We start from the raw sequence: 15,462 nt of genomic DNA, 5'->3' as shown, positions 1-15,462 counted from the left end.
TGGTCATCCCGGGGAGCGGCCTTGCCTCTGGCTCGGGCGCCAGTGCTGCAATGATGTGCGGAGATGGCCGACAGCTCGGAACAGGAGGACACGCGACAGTGATGCGATTCGACTCGCCGGAAGCGCTCATCGCCGCATTGCTCGACCTCCGGGCGAAGGGTGAGCCGGAGCGTGCCTGCGCGCTCGTCCGGGTCGCCCTGTCCGCGCGCGGGTATCAGTTCGCTGATGACAGCTGGAAGACGTTCTTCGACCCGGAGGAGTCGTTCGCCAACGCGATGTACGACTGCGGCTACGCCCTGTGGCAACTCGCCTGGTCGGACCGGGACGGCGTCGAACCGCAGGCGGCGCTCCTTGCCTTCGAGGCGTCCTCGGCCGCAGGGCTCGATCTCGCCGGGTTCGCCCTGGCGCAGTCGCTCGATTGGGTCGGTGATCCGCGGGCCGAAGCAGCGCTCCGCGACTTCGTATCCCGCCACCCCGACTGGGAGGACCCGAGGCTGTTCGGGATCCTTGGCGGCCTCATCGCGGACCATTACGACGACGAGGAGCACATGGACGAGGCACTCACCTATCTCGACCGTGTCGGGGACAGCGAAGACATCTGGGTGTGTTGGCGCGCGTTGGCTATCGCGAAACTCGGTCATGTGGAGGATGCGGTCGCTCTCCTGCAGGACCAGGTGAGAGCAGACGACCCGGACGCGTTGGCCGTGCTCGGGGACATCCATTGGTGGGCGGACGATGTGGAACGGGCGCAGGAAGCCTATCTCCGGGCGATGGCTGTCGGAGATGCCCGCTCGGCTCGCAGTCTCGGCAACCTGCTCCACACACTCGGCGACGATGCCGCAGCAAGACAGGCCTACGAGATCGCGGCAGCGCGCGGCGACGGGTATGCGACCACGCTCCTGCGCGATCCCTCGTGGGAGCTCCCCGGCTGACGGCGGAAGGTCCGCGTCAGGGTCGTCCTCGGCGCTCCTACCCGGCGATGGGCGCGGGCCAGGTTCACGGCTCGTCGTCCCAGGGGACCGGCGTCGTCGTGCCCGACTGCACGTCGCTCCGGAGGATCGCGTAGGCGACCGATGCGACTGGCTGTCCGCCGGCCACTGGCCAGCCCTCGCGGTAGTGGGCCTCCTTCACCCAGCCGGCCCGACGGAAGGCGCGACGCATGGCGACGTTGTCCTCGCGGGTCTGCCCCTCGAGCTTCCGGACGGACGGGAACCGCCCGAAGACCTCGGCGACGATGACCGGCAGGATCGCCGTTCCGATCCCGCGCCCTCGCGTGTCTTCGGCGAGCCGCAGGTCGATCAACGCCGTGTCGTCCTCGAGGTCCTCGAGGGTGATGATTCCCACCACCTCGCCGTCTGCGAGTACCCAACATCCGAAGGCACCGGGCCCGTCGACGATGCCGGAGGTCAGGCGTTTGCGAGCCTCCTCCGCGGTCGGTCGCGGCTGCATGTGGAACGGGAACTCGTGTGCGCTCAGGAACTCGACGAACGCGTCGTCGTCCCGTGGGCGTTCGAGCGGTTGCAGGCTCAACGGTGACATCCGCCCAGTATCGCAACACGGCGCATCATCGCAGGGCACGCCGGCTCATCCCGCAGCCAGGGTGCGGAGGTCGGCCAGCTCGCGTTCCAGGTCCGCGTCGTCGAGTGCTCCCGCCATGGCCGCGATCGACAGTCCTTCGAGGCGCCTGACGATCTGACGAGCGCGGAACGCCCGGTCGTCGGCGCTGGAGACCTCGCCGAGCATCCCGACCACCACCCCTTCGGCCTGCCGGAACTGCTCCGTGAGGAGTGCGCGACGATGGTCGGCGGGCAGACCGAGGACGTATTCGTAGACGATCGGGCGGAGGGTCGCGTCGACGTCGTGGAGCGCGGTCGCCTGTTCGGTGAGGAAACCCTCGAGGTCGTTCGCCTCGTCCCCTGAGCGCTCGTGCGCAAGCGCGTCGAGCAGGATCTCCTCGGTGTTGGCGTACTGGTAGTACAGGCCTCCGCGTGAGACGTCCGCCGCCAGTCGGACGTGATCCATCGTCGTCCGCCAGAAGCCACGTTCCCGGAACTCGGCGACAGCGGCCTGCCTCAGGTGTTCGCGGGCGCGTGACGACGTCGGGCTGAGCGCGTTCACGAGGCGAGGGCGTCCCGCGCGCGACCGAGGTCGCGGGTGAATGCGGGGACGGGGACACCCGATTCGATGGCCGACACGTGGACTTCCGACATGAGCGCCAGGATATCGTCCGTGTTGTGGTGCAGCTCCATGATGCGCCGACTGAGGACGTCATTCCGGAACATGAGGACCATGACGCGTGCGGCGAGCGCCTTCGGCAGGAGCGTGAACGGCGCGATGTCCCGCAGGTGGTGGCGGAGCCGGACCCCGCGGGCCTGCACGACCCGGAGGCATTCACGGATGTTGCCGATGCCCCGAGCGAGGGTTCGCGGGCTCGCCAACGCCCGCGAGACGACGTCGCCGATCTCATCGCCCGGTCGGAAATCGGACGCGATCGCGGAGATGATCCCCGCGTTGACCGCCTGGTGCACCCAGAGCCACTCGAGCATTCGAGGCGACCGCTCCGCCGTCAGACCGGCGTCATGGAACGCCTGCGAGGCCGCTGCGTGAAGGGCGGTGGTGTGAGCGGATGCCGGCGCCAACCGGACGCTGTCGAAGAGGACGCTCTCGACGAGTTCCGCGTCACGTCTGCCGCCGGCGATCGGGTAGCCGAGGAGGTGGTCGTCGTGGCCCACGAGCGCCTGCAGTTCCTCGCGGGACCCCCAGAACCCGCCCATGAGCAGGAGACGTCGATCGAGTCCGTGGCGACGGAGCGACTCGATCGCACCGGCGAGCGCCTCGGCCGGAACGGAGACGAGGACGAGGTCGACCGTCTCCGGATCGAACGTCGCCGGGGTGAGCGGATACCGGAACGAGCGGTCGACCGGTGGCTGCTCGCGTCCGTCGAGGAGGTCGACCGTGGTGGTCGCCGATCGGGCCTGCGGGTCGGCTTCATGAAGGAGGTGCTGGACCTCGTGGCCGGCTTCGCGCAGGACGCAGCCGTAGGTCACCCCGATGACACCTCGACCCATGATGACGATGCGCATGTGCTCTCCGTTGCTGACTGGTGTGCATAATCCGACACGTGTGTCGGTTTTTTCAGTCTAGACGGACACGCCTGTCCAAAGAACGCAACGGGCCACGTGTCGTCTCGCCCCGTCATTACGCTGATGCCCGACAGGACCCTTTCGCCCTGTCGGGGTTCCCGGCCGGCTTCCCCTCGATTCCGGCCGGGGCCCGCTTCACCGCCAGGGCGGACGTCAGGGGCGGTCGGTGCGTCCGGCGTTCGCCGCGAGCAATCCGCTCGCTCCGGCGACCATCGCGGCCTCGGTCCGGGTCGCCGCGCCGAGCTTCCGCAGGATGGCCGAGACGTGGACGCTCGCCGTCTTCGCGCTGATGAACAGGCGCTCGCCGATCTGACGGTTGCTCAGGCCTTCCGCGATGAGCTGCAGCACCTGGCGCTCTCGGGCGGTCAACTCGATGGAGCCGCTGGTGCCGCGCGCTCGGGGGCGGCCGTCGAGGTTCAGCGACGCTCGCTCCGCCAACGCCCGCGCACCGTCGAGCACGAGGCCGGCACCGAGCGTCGCCGCCTCGGCGACCGCGATGACGAGCGTATCCTGCGCGCCAGGACGATCACCGGCTGCCACGCGCGCCTCTGCCAGTCTGAGCGCCGCGTAGGGCGCGAGCGCGGCCGGTGCGAACGGATGCTCGGCCATCGCACGAGCCGCCTCCCACGCGCCGACGTCGTTCCCGGTGCCGTCCGGTCCGCCGAGCTCGGCGTCGACCAGCGCGCTCCACAGTGGCGCGGTCGGCCAGAATCGCTCCTCGGCGAGCAGTGCCCTCCAGCGTTCCTCCAGCTGGCGGAGCCGATCGTCGTCGACCCCTGCGAATGGTCCGGACTCCACGTCGAGTGTGCCGGTGGCCAACGCGACACGGACCCGGGCCAGGACGCGCGCCGCGTCCGCAAGCGCCGGCAGGTCGTACGCCGGCATGGGGCGGTGGTCCGGTGCCTCGAACACGCCGACCCCCGCCGTCGACCAGGCCCCGGCGAGGTCGCCGGCAGCCAGCCCGACCTGCATCACGACGCGGGCGACGCCGAACCGCGTCTGCACCTCCAGGCCGGACAGGGAGAGCATCCCCTTCCGCCACCGGCGGTACAGGGTCGCCGCGCTCTCGGCGTCGCCACGCCAGAGGGTGAGCAGGATCAGCGACTGGCGCAGGTACACCGAGAAGGCGAGGGGCGGCTGCAGTGCCAGGGCCCGGTGGACCCGTTCCTCCGCCTCGTCCCAGCGACCAAGCGCCACCAACGGGTCGACCGCGTTCGACGACAGGATGAGCCCCGAGCTGCGCTCGACGCCCAGCTCCTTCGCCCGCGCGACGCCTTCCAATGCCGACGCGAGCGCTTCCTCGTAGGAACCGAGCAGGTTGGCCATGTCGGACGCGTTCACCCGGTACCGGAGGAGGGCGCTGCCGTCGCCGTCAGCCAGCGTCTCGGCGGTCGCGAGCATCCTGCTGCCGCTCTCCAGTTCGCCGTGGTGGATGCGCGCGATCCCACCGATGTTCGCCGCGACCGAGGCGTTCCGTGCCGAACCGGTGCGGACGGCCTCCCGGGCGGCCTCGTCGGCGTACTCGATCGCCCGTTCCAGCCGCCCGATGATCATGTGCCGTGCGCCGAGGCTCGTCAGCAGCACACCGCGCAGGTCGCCGGGGGTGCCCGGTGGGACCCGGTCGAGCGCCTCTTCGAGGAGGTCCACCGAGCCCGGTCGCCCGAGGTTGGCGAGGTAGAACGCCTTGTCACGGAGGAGCTTGGCCTGGTCGAGGTCGTCGCGTTCCTCCGGCGTCGCGAGCACCTCGTCGACCATGGCGATCGCCCGGTCCGTCCACCCGGCGTTCCGCAAGGCGCTCGCCGTCCGTCGCATGAGTTCCGAACGCGAGCGCCCGACGAGTGCCGCGGCGTCGGGCACCTGGTCCCAGATCTCCAGGAGACGCTCGCCGAGCTGCGCTTCGGTGCTGTACGCGTATGCAGCGTGAGCCTGCTCCATGGCGCGGACGGTCGCGGGGAAGGCCCGTCCGAAGTCGCGGGCGAGCATCCAGTGGTGCGACACCGCGGCAGCGACCGGCTCACCACCGACGCCTGCCTCCAGCGCCTCGGCGAACCCCGCATGGAACCGGCTCCGTTCGCCGGGCAGCAGATCGTCGTGGATCGCCTCCCGGACCAGTGCGTGTCGGAACTCGTACGTGGTCGCGTCCGCGACGAGGACGTTCGACCCGATCGCCTCCCGCACACCGGTGTCGAGGGCGTCGGGGCCGCCCGTGAACACCCGCTCCAGGAGGGTGTGCTCGACGCAGACACCACCGGCCGAGATCACGCGCAGCAGCTGTTGGGTGGCGGGCGCGAGCCGCTCGTAGCGCGCCAGCAGGAGCTCGCGCAGGGTGTCGGGGAGTTCGTCGCCATCGCCGTCCCGGTCCACCTCCAGTCCGAGGAGTTCCTCGACGAAGAACGGAACGCCCTCGCTCCGTGCGTACACGCTGTCGATCGAGACCGTGTCGAGGGAACTTCCGCGGATCGCGATCGCTTGGCGGAGCACGTCGCTGCGGCTCAACCGTTCGAGGGTGTGCCGCTCGACGCGCCTCGTGCGATCGAGCTCGGCGAGGAACCCGCGCAGGGGGTGCCCGCGGGAGACGTCCTCGCTTCGGAAGGTGAGCATGACCATCACGCGGGCATCGGAGAGCACGCGCACGAGGAAGGCCAGCAGGCTGAGGGTCGCACCGTCGGCCCAATGGACGTCCTCGATGGCGACGACGACGGGCTGCTGACGTGACAGCGCCTCGAGGAGCACCGCGACGGTCTCGTGGAGCCGCCCGACGCCGCCGTCCCGGTGGTCCTGCGCGTCGGGGCCGAGCGATGGCAGCAGCGTCGCGAGGGAGGCTTTGCCCGGACCCGCAGCCTCCAGCACCGCGTCGCGCCCGCGCTGCGCGACGAGGTCCTTCATGAGGCCGAGGACCGGTGCATAGGGCGCGGCGACGTCACCGAGGTCCACGCACTGGCCCGTGACGACGAGCGCCGACGACCGGACCGACCGCGTGAACTCGGTGAGCAGGCGCGTCTTGCCGATACCGGCCTCGCCGCTCAGGACCACACTGCGCGACTCACCCGCGGCGACGGCGTCGAACACGGCCTGGAGCGCTCGAAGATCGGAGGCGCGCCCGATCATCGTCGGGCTGGTGGTGGGCAGGCTCACCACTCCATGGTCCCACCCTCGTCACGATCGGCCGCGGCGTCCGCGAGTCGCCGCTGCTCCTCCAGTCGTCGTTCCCGGCGGCGACGTTCCCGCTCGAGATCCCGCTGGAGTTCCTGCTCGATGAACCGTCTCGTCTCGACGGACGTGAACGGGCTGTGACTCGCGCTCGTGATCAACATGGCTCCTCCGCTGAGCACGGGGCGGATCCCCGTGCTCGACCACTCACGTTCCTCGCTGAGGCCCGTGCCCTACCTCGGGCAACTGCCCTAGATGGCCGGGACCGGCGCGGTCGGAACCGCCGTCGACCTGGGGAGTCCTCCCCATCGTCCGACGCGGCCGATCCCTCCTAGAGTCGGTGTCGGCCCGAAGCGGGCCAGAACCGGAGGGCTGCAGTGAGCACGACCACGATCGACCGCACCTACCTGAATCGCGCGGTACGAGGGCGCACCGTCCTGGTGATCACCCTCATCTTCCTCACGGCCGTCGCGGGGTTCATCGGGTTCGGGAACGTCAGGGACCTCGCCGCCGACCTCACGGCGAGCTACACGACGACCACCGGACAGGTGGTCGACGAGGGTACGGAGCGGGTGCTCGAAGGCAGCCGACGCAGCAAGCACTGGGAGGAGTACCGCACCGTCACGGTGACCTACGAGGTGCCCGGGACGGCCGGATCGGACGAGATCCGCAGTGACACGATCCAGGTGGGCGAGACGCTCGACATCTGGGTCCGCGACCAGACCGGCGAGGTCACGCTCGAGGCGCCGGCCGGCCCGGACTTCTGGCAGTGGTTCTGGGCGGTGACGATGTCGCTCCTCACCGCACTGCTCGCCTGGTGGTCCGTCATCGCGGTGCGCAACAGCATCCGACTGCTCGCGTTCCGCCCCGGAACCCGGCAGCCGGACGTCGTGTTCGCATTGAGTGGGGCGGTACCCCGCGCGACGGGCCGCAACGGTCGACGACAGGTCCTGGAACTGACGGGCAGGATCGAGTGGAGCTCCGACGGGCTCCGGGTCGGTGAACAGGCGTCGCTCACCGTACCGGCGAGTCACACGGCCGCCGTGTCCGGCTTCCCGCCACGGATCCCCGGTTACCGGGTGAGCCAGCGGGCGACGGAGGACGGGATCGTCGTCGTGCACCTGCCCGAATCCGACGTGTGGTGGGCGGCCACGCTGACGTTCCCCTCGACCCTCCAGTCGGGCGCGGTCGCAGGGTCGGCGACCACCTCGGGCTGAGCGTGCGGGTCGGTGTCCAGGTACCGGACGTTCAGGGGCGGACGCGAACGCTGCGCCCCTCGAGGGAGACGACGTCGTCGAGCTGCAACTGCCGGCCGCGTCGGCGATCGATCTCGCCGTTGACCCGCACCGCGCCGTCGGCGATCGCCGCTTTCACGTCTCCGCCGGAGTCGAGCAGACCGGCGAACTTCAGGAACTGCCCGAGTCGGATGCCCTCGCCGCCGATCGGGACATCGGTGATCTGTGTCGGGTTCGTCATCCCCGAATGCTAACAAGGATGCGGCGGCTGGACCGGGGGACAGGATGTGGCTGTACCCTCAGCGGTACCGGGTCACCGTGACTCGCAAAGGAGCACCATCATGGGCGAGAAGTCCGCACGGAAAGAAGGCGGCAAGACCGCACCGGCGAAGACGCTGAAGGAGAAGCGCACCGCCAAGGCCGACAAGAAGGCCGGCAATGCGCGTTCGGAGAACACCGACGCGGTCACGCGGGTCAAGAACCGCTAGTCCTGATCAGCGGCCCGTCGCGGTCGGTGATGCGCTCAGGCGTCTGTCCCCTCACGGAGACGGGCGCCTGTTCTGGTCTTCAGCCTCGCCGCGATCCGCCCGGGTGTCGACCTCGACCGGCAAGCGGTGGGGAGCAGTCCCCATTGAGCCGCCGTCGTGGTGTGCCCCAATCTGGACCCTGAGAACAACAACCGTCGATCAGGGGGACATCACCATGGGGTACACATACCGGCAGCGCATCATCCGCACCTCGGCAGCAGCCTTGGCCGTTCCCGCACTGCTGCTCCTGAGCGCATGTGGGAGCTCGGGCGGCGAGATCGGCGATGAGGTCCGGATCTCCGAAGGGACGATGACGGTCACGGGGATCGAGCAGCGGACCGCGGAGGACGTCGCCGCGCTCGAACTCGACGAGCTCGCCGGCCAGACGCCCTACTTCGTGACGTACGAGGTGGCCTTCAACGACGGCTCGGAGGGCGACCTCGACGAGAACTTCTGGAAGGCCAAGGCGTCGGACGGTGAGGCGTCGCCCATCAACGTCCTCAACTTCGGTGGGGATTTCGACTGCACCGGTCTCGGCGAGGTGTCCGACGGCAAGGCGGAAGGGTGCCAGCTCATCATGGTGCCGGAGGGTGCGACGCTCGAGTCGGTGTCCTTCGGTGGAGCGGGCACGTGGCGCGCACCGAAGGCGGAGTGACGCCGAGGCCCTGACCGCTCACGCGCGGGCCGGGCATCCCGCTATCGTCGTGGCATGTCCGACCTCAGCCCCGGCGACGACGCGCTCGAGCTCGCCCGCCTGCTCATCTCGATCGACTCCGTCAGTCCGAGCCTCGTCCCAGGGGCTCCCGGAGAAGGGCGGATCGCGGCGGTGGTCGCGCAGCGACTCGGGGAAGCCGGCTTCGTGGTCGACCTCGTTCCGGCGCCGGAGGACCCGCAGCGCGTCAGCGTCGTGGCCGTGCACGCGGGATCGCAGCCGGGGCCGACGGTCGTGTTCAACGGCCATCTCGACACCGTCGGGGTCGAGGGTATGGTCGACCCCTTCAGCCCGCGGATCGCGGACGGCAAGCTCTTCGGACGCGGCGCCAGCGACATGAAGTCCGGCTTGGCGGGGCTGATCGTCGCTGCGGAGCGACTCGCCGCGACCGACCACTCCGGCGCGGTCGTCTTCACGGGCGTCGCCGACGAGGAGGACGCGAGCGTGGGGGCCGCTGCCGTCCTCCGACACCTCGCCGATCGTGGTGTGACGGCGAACGTGTGCCTCATCGCCGAGCCCACGTGGTTGGACCGTGTGTCGGCGCACCGGGGGTACGCGGTCGTCGAGGTCACGCTGCAGGGGACGGCCGCGCACTCGTCACAGCCTGATCTTGCCGTCGATGCGATCCGCGCTCTCGGCGCCCTGCTGCAGGAGGTGGAGCGGGCCGGCGACGAGCTCCACCGGCGACCGGCGCACCCGTTGCTCGGCCACGGTTCGTTCACCACGACGGTGGTCCGGGCAGGGAGCGCCCCGTTCACGATCGCCGCCGACGCGACCCTCGTCATCGAGCGACGCACCCTGCCGGGTGAACGCGCTGAGGACGCCCTGGTCGAGGTCCAGGCGATGCTCGACGCGGTCGCAGCCCGGATGCCCGGCCTGCGCATGGGCGCCCGGCTGACCCATCAGCGCGAGGCATGGGAGGCCGACGAGCACGGGGCGGCCGCGCGGTTCGCCGACGTCCTCGCCGCCGAGCTCTCCCGGGACGTCGAGGCCCTACCGGCGGCGGTCGGAGCGCCGTATTGGATGGAGTCGGCGCTCTGGCAGGCGGCGGGGATCCCGACCGTCGTGTGCGGCCCCGCCGGTGGCGGACTGCACGCCGCGGAGGAATGGGTCGACCTCGACCAGCTCCGGCGGTTCCCGGAAGCGGTCATGGCCGCGACCCGCGACGCCCTGTCCGGATCGGGCGCGGCGTGACGCCCGCGGGACCCGACCGCATCGCGGTGATCGGGCCGGGCGCGATCGGCACCGTGGTCGCCGCAGCGCTCCACGAACAGGGACGGACGCCGTTCATCGCGGGGCGGTCGAAGCGGCCGGAACTCCAGCTCCAGGTCGACGACGGGACGGTGACGGTCCCCGGGCCGGTGGTCACGGATCCAGCCGAGTCTCCAGGCACCGTGGACCTCGTGTTCCTTGCGGTCAAGGCGACCCAGACGGTTGCCGCTGCGGACTGGCTCGCCGCGCTGTGCGGCCCGGAGACGGTCGTGTGCGTCCTGCAGAACGGTGTCGAGCAACGCGAGATGGTGGAGCCACTCGTCCGGGAGGGAACGGTCGTCCCCGCGGTCGTGTGGTTCCCGGCCACCCGTGAGCCCGGCGGCCCGGTCACCCTGCTGAGCCCGCCGCGCCTGTCCCTGCCGGAGGCACCCGGTGCCCTCGTCGTCGAAGACGCGTTGCGCGGCTCCCGCTGCGCCGTCGAAGTCTCGACCGATTTCACGACCCTCGCCTGGCGGAAGCTGCTGCAGAACGCGGCCGCCGGACTCATGGCGTTGACCGGACGCCGATCGGGCATGTACCGGCGCGACGACATCGGCCGCTTGATGCTCGGCTACCTCGAGGAATGCGCCGCCGTCGCGCGCGCGGAGGGTGCGCGGTTGACCGACGACGAACCTCGGCGGCTCCTCGACCAGTTCCGTGCCGCTCCGGTCGACCGCGGGACGTCGATCCTCGCCGACCGCGAACAGGGGCGACCGCTCGAATGGGACGTCCGCAACGCGGTGATCCAGCGGCGGGGGAGCGCGCACGGCATCCCCACGCCGATCAGCGACATCGTCGTGCCGTTGCTCGCCGCGGCGAGCGATGGGCCGGGCTGAGCCACGACAGCATCGGGATCGAGCCTGCCGATAGGCTCGAAGGCATGCTTCGTCTGATCGCCTTCGCGGCTCTCGGTGCTCTTGTCGGTGGTGTGATCGTGATCGCCGTCGGTCCATCCACCGTCGGGTACACGGTGGCCGGCATCGCACTCCCCGTCTTCATCATCTCCACCGTGCTCACGCTCATCGCCCGGTCGGTGGGGAACGCCATCGGTGCTTCTCCGGAGGCCGTGCAGCAGGCCAAAGACGCCCGCCGGCTCGGGGTCGCACGCATCGACGCGCTCCGTCAGACCGGCACGCAGATCAACGACCAGCCGCTGTGCGAGCTCGACCTGACCGTCCAACCACTGCAGGGATCGGCCTTCGCGAGCACCATGCGCACCGTCGTCCCGCTGACCGCCATCCCGATGTTCCAGCCCGGCACGGAGCGTGATGTCGCCATCCTGCTCGACGGTGGACCGGAGGTCGCGTTCATCGACGAAGGTGAGCTCTCACCGGCGGAACGGGCGCGTCTGCGCGTGCCTGGGCGTGGGTCCGTCCCGTTCATCCCCGTCGAGCCGCACCGCCGCATCGTCGACGGCGTCCGACGGGGGCCGTTGCTCGGCGTCGGTCGCGCGGCCCGGCCCGCACGGTTCGCCCTCTTCGCGGTCGTGGCGATCGCTGCGGCGACGGTCGTCGTCGCGCCGTTCCACCAGGCGGTCGGGCAGTCGTTCGCCGCCATGCAGGATGGCCGGCTCCGACCGGATCTGCGCCGACCGGAGGCGCTCGCCGACGCTCAGCGGGCGCTCGAGGAGGCGATCGGTCACGACCGCGTGGCCTCCATCACGGTGGCGGCCGACTTCATCATCGTCGAGGCCCCACTGTCCGCTGGTGACACGAAGACCGACCGCTGGACCTACCGGGACGGAGCCGTCACCAACGACGGCGCGGCGACCTCGCAGCCCGAGTCGACGGCCGAGCAGTTCTCCTGGACGGATGTCGCGCTCGACCGCGTCTGGACGCTGATGCATGACGGTGCCGAGCAGGTCGACCGGCCCGTCGGCGACGCCCTCGCCTACGTGGTCCGCGCGACCGACGACGACGTCCACAGTCCCGCCTTCGGTCGCCCGGCCGGGCCGCCGGAGATCATGTTCAGTGTCGGCGACGACTACGGCACCACCTCGTTCGTCGCTGACGCGGACGGTTCGGGCCTCACCGCGCGGTGAAGCCCCGGGACACTCCGAGCGAACGGCATACTGTCGTCATGAACGCTGCGTCACCGTCATTCCCCCCGCTGGTCGTCGGATCCGCCCCGGCCCGGACGGAGCGGGCGACCCGCCCGGCGTTCGTGCTCACGCTGATCGGAGCGGCGTTGGTCCCGATGCTCGGGATGCTCCTCGCCGTGCTGACCACGACCACCGGAGGGTTCACCCTCGGCATGCTGGCCGGGCTGTCCTTCAGTGTCGTCTCCTGGCTCATGCTGTTCGCCGTGGTCCAGTTCGCGACGGTCCGCGGAGCACAGTCGGTGGCTCGTACCGTGCTGACGCTCGACACGAACGGCCTCCGCGGCAGCATCCCGCAGGGCGAGGTCTTCCTCCCGTGGGGCGCGATCGAGCGCATCTCGGTCCGCTCACGCGGCAAGTGGCGGATCCTGACCTTCCACCTCGTGCCCGGCCTGACCGCGCAGTCTCCGGGCGTCTCGACGACCCTCCCGCCACGGTCCTTCGCCGCGCTCGGCAAGCTCGGGTTCCAGGTCGGCGAGGTGGCGATCGACACACCCGTCGACACCGTCCTCGCCGCGACGAACGCGTTCACCGGAGGCCGCCTGCGCTGAACCGTGGTCGACGGGTCTGTCGGATGGTCTGGCACGATCGGATGTATGGACTCCGCACACGCCGCCAGCCCGGTCGCCGCCCCCGACGTCGATGCCGCGAGGACGATGTGGCAGGCGTACGCCGAGCATCGCGGCGGCATGGGCGTCGACGAGGCCGACTACACGGTCGAGCACTTCGGTGACACGGCCCGGCTCGCCGATGAGCTCCTCGACATCGTCCTGACCGGACGGAAGCGGGCCACCGCCGAACTCGTCTCCGAGTTCGCGCATCGTGGGGACCCGCTTCCGCGGATCGGTTCGCACTGGATCGCGTGCGATAGCACCGGTGCTCCGCGGATCATCATCCGGAGCGTCGCACTGCGCATCGGTCCGTTCGGGAGTGCCGACGCCGCCTTCGCGTTCGCCGAAGGCGAGGACGACCGCACGCTCGAGAGCTGGCAGCGCGAACATCGACGCTACTGGGAGCGGACCACTGCGGCCCGGGGTGCGGTGTGGTCGGAGTCCGAAGAGATCGTCTTCGAACACTTCGCCGTGGTGTGGCCGCCGGAGCACGCGGACTGAGGTCTCGCCGATCGATCAGGCCGGTTCCGTAGACTCCCCGCATGCCGATGTCCGACTACGTCGCCTCGATCCGCTCCCACATCGGGACCGGGTTCCTCATGCTCCCCGGGGTCACCGCGGTGATCCGCGACGGGGACCGGTTCCTCCTCGGTCGCCATCACCACTCCGGCCTCTGGAGTCTGATCGGCGGCGGCGTCGAGCCGGGCGAGGAGCCCGCCGACGCCCTGCTCCGCGAGGTCCTCGAAGAGACCGGCGCCCGGGTCCGCATCCGCGGGATCGTCGGGGTGTACGGCGGTGAACCGATGATGGTGCGCTACCCGAACGGCGACCACGTCGGGTACGTCACCACCGCCTACGACTGCGAGCTCCTCGGTGAGGCGACCGCGGACCCCGAGGAGCTGCTCGAACTCGGTTGGTTCGCCCGTGACGAGATCCCGACGCTGCCGCGGCGCGCCTGGATCGATCGCGTCATCGACGACGCAAGCGTGGATCTGCCGTGCTCAGGCCGAGGCGAGCTCGCGGGTGGTGAGGACGCCGGTCTCGAGCGCTGAGAGCGCCACGACCTTGTAGCCCTCGGCATCGAAGAAGATGGTGACGCGATCCGGCTCGACACCCATCACGGTGCCGGGACCGAACTCCTCGTGGTGCACCGCCTGGTCGACATGCAGCGGCGAATCGGCGGCGGCATCTCCGGACCCGACGCGCTCCTCCTCCTGGTGTGCCTCATGCCGTTCGCAGCCGTCGCAGTTCCCGCACCACTCCGGGGCCTCGACACCGAAGTACTCCAGCAGGACCCGCCGGCGGCAGTGCGACGTCTCGGCGTAGGCGCGCATCATGGCAAGCCGCGATTCAGCGATCCGCTCGCGTGACTCGAGCGTCTGGCGCACAGCGCCGATCGCGCGCTTCGGACCGATCTCGTCGATCGCCCGGACGCCGTCGGCGGTGTCGACGAGGCCGGCGTCTGCGAGATCGTTGACGAGGCGGGCGACCGTGCGGCGCGGCCGATCGAGATGCTCGGCCAGATCGCCGACGCTCGAACCCGGAGCGGCGCGCACGGCCCGCCAGACGGCGCGCAGTGCGGATTCCGACACCGAACGCTTGGTGAAGAAACGACGGAGACCGAGATCCTCCGCGCGGTAGTGGAGCGCGGTGGTGGCAGGCTCGCCATCCCGTCCGGCCCGGCCCACCTCCTGGTAGTAGGCGTCGAGTGACTCGGTCGTCGTGGCGTGGAGGACGAAGCGCACGTCGGCGCGGTCGATCCCCATCCCGAACGCCGAGGTCGCGACGACGACGTCGAGCTCGCCGGCTCGCCAGCGATCGTGGACGGCGCGACGTTCCGAGGTCTTCAGGCCTGCGTGGTACGGGGCCACCCGTCGTCCTTCGGCCGCGATCTCCTCGGCGTACCGCTCGGTGTCGCGGCGCGTCGCCACGTAGACCAGTCCGGGCGCCGTCCAGGCGCGGGCCTCGTCGACGACCGCGGCTCGTTTCTCCGCTTCGCTCTCGTGCCGGTGCACGACGAGGCGGATCTCCGGGCGGTCGACGCCGTGCACCTGGACGTCCGGATCGTGCATGCGCAGGCGTTCGATGATCTCGGCGCGGACGGGGCCGGATGCGGTGGCCGTCATGGCGAGCACCGGCGGATCGCCGAGTTCGCGGCGGACGTCTGCGAGGCGCAGGTAGTCGGGTCGGAAGTCGGTTCCCCACGAGGAGACGCAGTGCGCCTCGTCGACGACCATGAGTGAGACACCGGCCGCGCCGAGCCGGGCGACGGTCTCCTCGTTCGCGAGCTGTTCCGGAGCCAGCAGCACGTAGACGGGCCCGCGCTCGTCGATGCGCTCCCAGGCCTCCGCGATCGCATGCGGCCCGAGCGAGCCGTTGAGTGCGACGGCCGGAGGGGCGGCAGGCGCCGCCTCGATCGAGGCGAGTTGATCGGCCTGCAGCGCGACCAGCGGGGAGATGACGAGGGTCACGCCACCGCGCTGGGCGCCGGCGACCTGGTAGACCGCCGACTTCCCGCCGCCCGTGGCGAGGACGAGCAGCGTGTCGCGCCCCGCGACGGCCGACTGGATCGCCTCCCGCTGTCCCGGCAGGAACGTCTCCCATCCGAAGTCATCGCGAGCGATGCGATCGACGGAACCGGCGGACGTACGAGAGGAACCCATGCCTGTGACGGTACCTCCGCGCACCGACCTGTCGAGCCCGCTTGACGAGTGCCGCCGGCTCTGCAACGCCGC

At 70.4% G+C, this 15,462-nt stretch carries 17 protein-coding genes; 10 read left to right on the top strand and 7 right to left on the bottom strand.

The annotated features are described in order from the left end of the window. The first annotated feature begins 101 nt into the window (after positions 1-101). Entirely contained in the window at positions 102-932 is an 831-nt protein-coding gene (locus QRN44_RS06225) for a tetratricopeptide repeat protein (RefSeq protein ID WP_285038594.1), read from the top strand. Between the two features lie 64 nt (positions 933-996). Here QRN44_RS06225 and QRN44_RS06220 read toward each other — a convergent pair whose 3' ends face one another. The 5 genes from QRN44_RS06220 to QRN44_RS06200 form a co-directional block, all read right to left on the bottom strand. Next, the gene (locus QRN44_RS06220; RefSeq protein ID WP_285038593.1) at positions 997-1,539 is read right to left on the bottom strand and encodes a GNAT family N-acetyltransferase; all 543 of its coding nucleotides are present in this window, start codon (positions 1,537-1,539) and stop codon (positions 997-999) included. Positions 1,540-1,584: 45 nt separating this feature from the next. Then, complete coding sequence (locus tag QRN44_RS06215; RefSeq protein WP_158596582.1) at positions 1,585-2,118, bottom strand: TetR/AcrR family transcriptional regulator; 534 nt, start codon at positions 2,116-2,118, stop codon at positions 1,585-1,587. After that, positions 2,115-3,083: a ketopantoate reductase family protein gene (locus QRN44_RS06210; protein WP_285038591.1), complete on the bottom strand. Its 969-nt coding sequence runs from the start codon at positions 3,081-3,083 to the stop codon at positions 2,115-2,117. The genes QRN44_RS06215 and QRN44_RS06210 overlap by 4 nt, the downstream gene beginning before the upstream one ends. A gap of 213 nt (positions 3,084-3,296) precedes the next feature. After that, entirely contained in the window at positions 3,297-6,278 is a 2,982-nt protein-coding gene (locus QRN44_RS06205) for a helix-turn-helix transcriptional regulator (protein ID WP_285038589.1), read from the bottom strand. Then, entirely contained in the window at positions 6,275-6,457 is a 183-nt protein-coding gene (locus QRN44_RS06200; RefSeq protein ID WP_064295074.1) for a hypothetical protein, read from the bottom strand. Before QRN44_RS06200 ends, QRN44_RS06205 begins: the two co-directional genes overlap by 4 nt. Before the next feature lie 213 nt (positions 6,458-6,670). On the opposite strand from QRN44_RS06200, the gene QRN44_RS06195 reads away from it, so the two are divergent. Further along, positions 6,671-7,510 (top strand): hypothetical protein, encoded by an 840-nt coding sequence (locus tag QRN44_RS06195; protein ID WP_285038587.1) that lies wholly within the window; start codon positions 6,671-6,673, stop codon positions 7,508-7,510. Positions 7,511-7,541: 31 nt separating this feature from the next. Here the strand turns inward: QRN44_RS06195 and QRN44_RS06190 are convergent, their stop codons facing one another. Continuing rightward, entirely contained in the window at positions 7,542-7,769 is a 228-nt protein-coding gene (locus QRN44_RS06190) for an RNA-binding S4 domain-containing protein (RefSeq protein WP_064295072.1), read from the bottom strand. A gap of 100 nt (positions 7,770-7,869) precedes the next feature. Here QRN44_RS06190 and QRN44_RS06185 point away from each other — a divergent pair, with 100 nt between their 5' ends. The 8 genes from QRN44_RS06185 to QRN44_RS06150 all read left to right on the top strand — a co-directional run bounded on the left by QRN44_RS06185 (position 7,870) and on the right by QRN44_RS06150 (position 13,779). After that, on the top strand, positions 7,870-8,016 hold the full coding sequence (locus QRN44_RS06185; protein WP_157579891.1) for a hypothetical protein: 147 nt from the start codon (positions 7,870-7,872) through the stop codon (positions 8,014-8,016). Positions 8,017-8,230: 214 nt separating this feature from the next. Continuing rightward, complete coding sequence (locus QRN44_RS06180; protein WP_121291180.1) at positions 8,231-8,710, top strand: hypothetical protein; 480 nt, start codon at positions 8,231-8,233, stop codon at positions 8,708-8,710. A 54-nt stretch (positions 8,711-8,764) separates the two neighbouring features. Next, the gene (locus tag QRN44_RS06175; protein WP_285038585.1) at positions 8,765-9,961 is read left to right on the top strand and encodes a M20/M25/M40 family metallo-hydrolase; all 1,197 of its coding nucleotides are present in this window, start codon (positions 8,765-8,767) and stop codon (positions 9,959-9,961) included. Beyond that, positions 9,958-10,854, top strand: a complete 897-nt coding sequence (locus tag QRN44_RS06170; RefSeq protein ID WP_285038584.1) for an oxidoreductase — start codon at positions 9,958-9,960, stop codon at positions 10,852-10,854. The genes QRN44_RS06175 and QRN44_RS06170 overlap by 4 nt, the downstream gene beginning before the upstream one ends. A 44-nt stretch (positions 10,855-10,898) precedes the next feature. Next, positions 10,899-12,059: a hypothetical protein gene (locus QRN44_RS06165; RefSeq protein ID WP_285038583.1), complete on the top strand. Its 1,161-nt coding sequence runs from the start codon at positions 10,899-10,901 to the stop codon at positions 12,057-12,059. Positions 12,060-12,097: 38 nt separating this feature from the next. Beyond that, positions 12,098-12,667, top strand: coding sequence for a hypothetical protein (locus QRN44_RS06160; protein WP_285038581.1), 570 nt, complete (start codon positions 12,098-12,100; stop codon positions 12,665-12,667). Positions 12,668-12,712: 45 nt separating this feature from the next. Further along, a complete protein-coding gene (locus tag QRN44_RS06155; protein WP_502928626.1) occupies positions 12,713-13,228 on the top strand; it encodes an ASCH domain-containing protein in 516 nt (171 codons plus the stop codon). A gap of 41 nt (positions 13,229-13,269) precedes the next feature. Beyond that, positions 13,270-13,779: an NUDIX domain-containing protein gene (locus tag QRN44_RS06150; RefSeq protein ID WP_285038580.1), complete on the top strand. Its 510-nt coding sequence runs from the start codon at positions 13,270-13,272 to the stop codon at positions 13,777-13,779. On the opposite strand, the gene QRN44_RS06145 is transcribed toward QRN44_RS06150, so the two are convergent. Continuing rightward, complete coding sequence (locus tag QRN44_RS06145; protein WP_285038579.1) at positions 13,729-15,390, bottom strand: RecQ family ATP-dependent DNA helicase; 1,662 nt, start codon at positions 15,388-15,390, stop codon at positions 13,729-13,731. The genes QRN44_RS06150 and QRN44_RS06145 overlap by 51 nt on opposite strands. Positions 15,391-15,462: the final 72 nt, after the last annotated feature.

This window comes from Plantibacter sp. lyk4-40-MEA-4 (assembly GCF_030209415.1).
Classification (GTDB): Bacteria; Actinomycetota; Actinomycetes; order Actinomycetales; family Microbacteriaceae; genus Plantibacter; species Plantibacter flavus_A.
This window is presented reverse-complemented; position numbering and strand designations above follow the sequence as displayed.

Excerpts from the sequence above, each read along its gene's own strand:
- QRN44_RS06225 (WP_285038594.1), top strand. The coding sequence starts at position 102 with ATGCGATTCGACTCGCCGGAAGCGCTCATCGCCGCATTGCTCGACCTC.
- QRN44_RS06220 (WP_285038593.1), bottom strand. The coding sequence starts at position 1,539 with ATGTCACCGTTGAGCCTGCAACCGCTCGAACGCCCACGGGACGACGAC.
- QRN44_RS06210 (WP_285038591.1), bottom strand. The coding sequence starts at position 3,083 with ATGCGCATCGTCATCATGGGTCGAGGTGTCATCGGGGTGACCTACGGC.
- QRN44_RS06200 (WP_064295074.1), bottom strand. The coding sequence starts at position 6,457 with ATGTTGATCACGAGCGCGAGTCACAGCCCGTTCACGTCCGTCGAGACG.
- QRN44_RS06190 (WP_064295072.1), bottom strand. The coding sequence starts at position 7,769 with ATGACGAACCCGACACAGATCACCGATGTCCCGATCGGCGGCGAGGGC.
- QRN44_RS06185 (WP_157579891.1), top strand. The coding sequence starts at position 7,870 with ATGGGCGAGAAGTCCGCACGGAAAGAAGGCGGCAAGACCGCACCGGCG.
- QRN44_RS06180 (WP_121291180.1), top strand. The coding sequence starts at position 8,231 with ATGGGGTACACATACCGGCAGCGCATCATCCGCACCTCGGCAGCAGCC.
- QRN44_RS06175 (WP_285038585.1), top strand. The coding sequence starts at position 8,765 with ATGTCCGACCTCAGCCCCGGCGACGACGCGCTCGAGCTCGCCCGCCTG.
- QRN44_RS06165 (WP_285038583.1), top strand. The coding sequence starts at position 10,899 with ATGCTTCGTCTGATCGCCTTCGCGGCTCTCGGTGCTCTTGTCGGTGGT.
- QRN44_RS06160 (WP_285038581.1), top strand. The coding sequence starts at position 12,098 with ATGAACGCTGCGTCACCGTCATTCCCCCCGCTGGTCGTCGGATCCGCC.
- QRN44_RS06155 (WP_502928626.1), top strand. The coding sequence starts at position 12,713 with ATGGACTCCGCACACGCCGCCAGCCCGGTCGCCGCCCCCGACGTCGAT.
- QRN44_RS06150 (WP_285038580.1), top strand. The coding sequence starts at position 13,270 with ATGCCGATGTCCGACTACGTCGCCTCGATCCGCTCCCACATCGGGACC.
- QRN44_RS06145 (WP_285038579.1), bottom strand. The coding sequence starts at position 15,390 with ATGGGTTCCTCTCGTACGTCCGCCGGTTCCGTCGATCGCATCGCTCGC.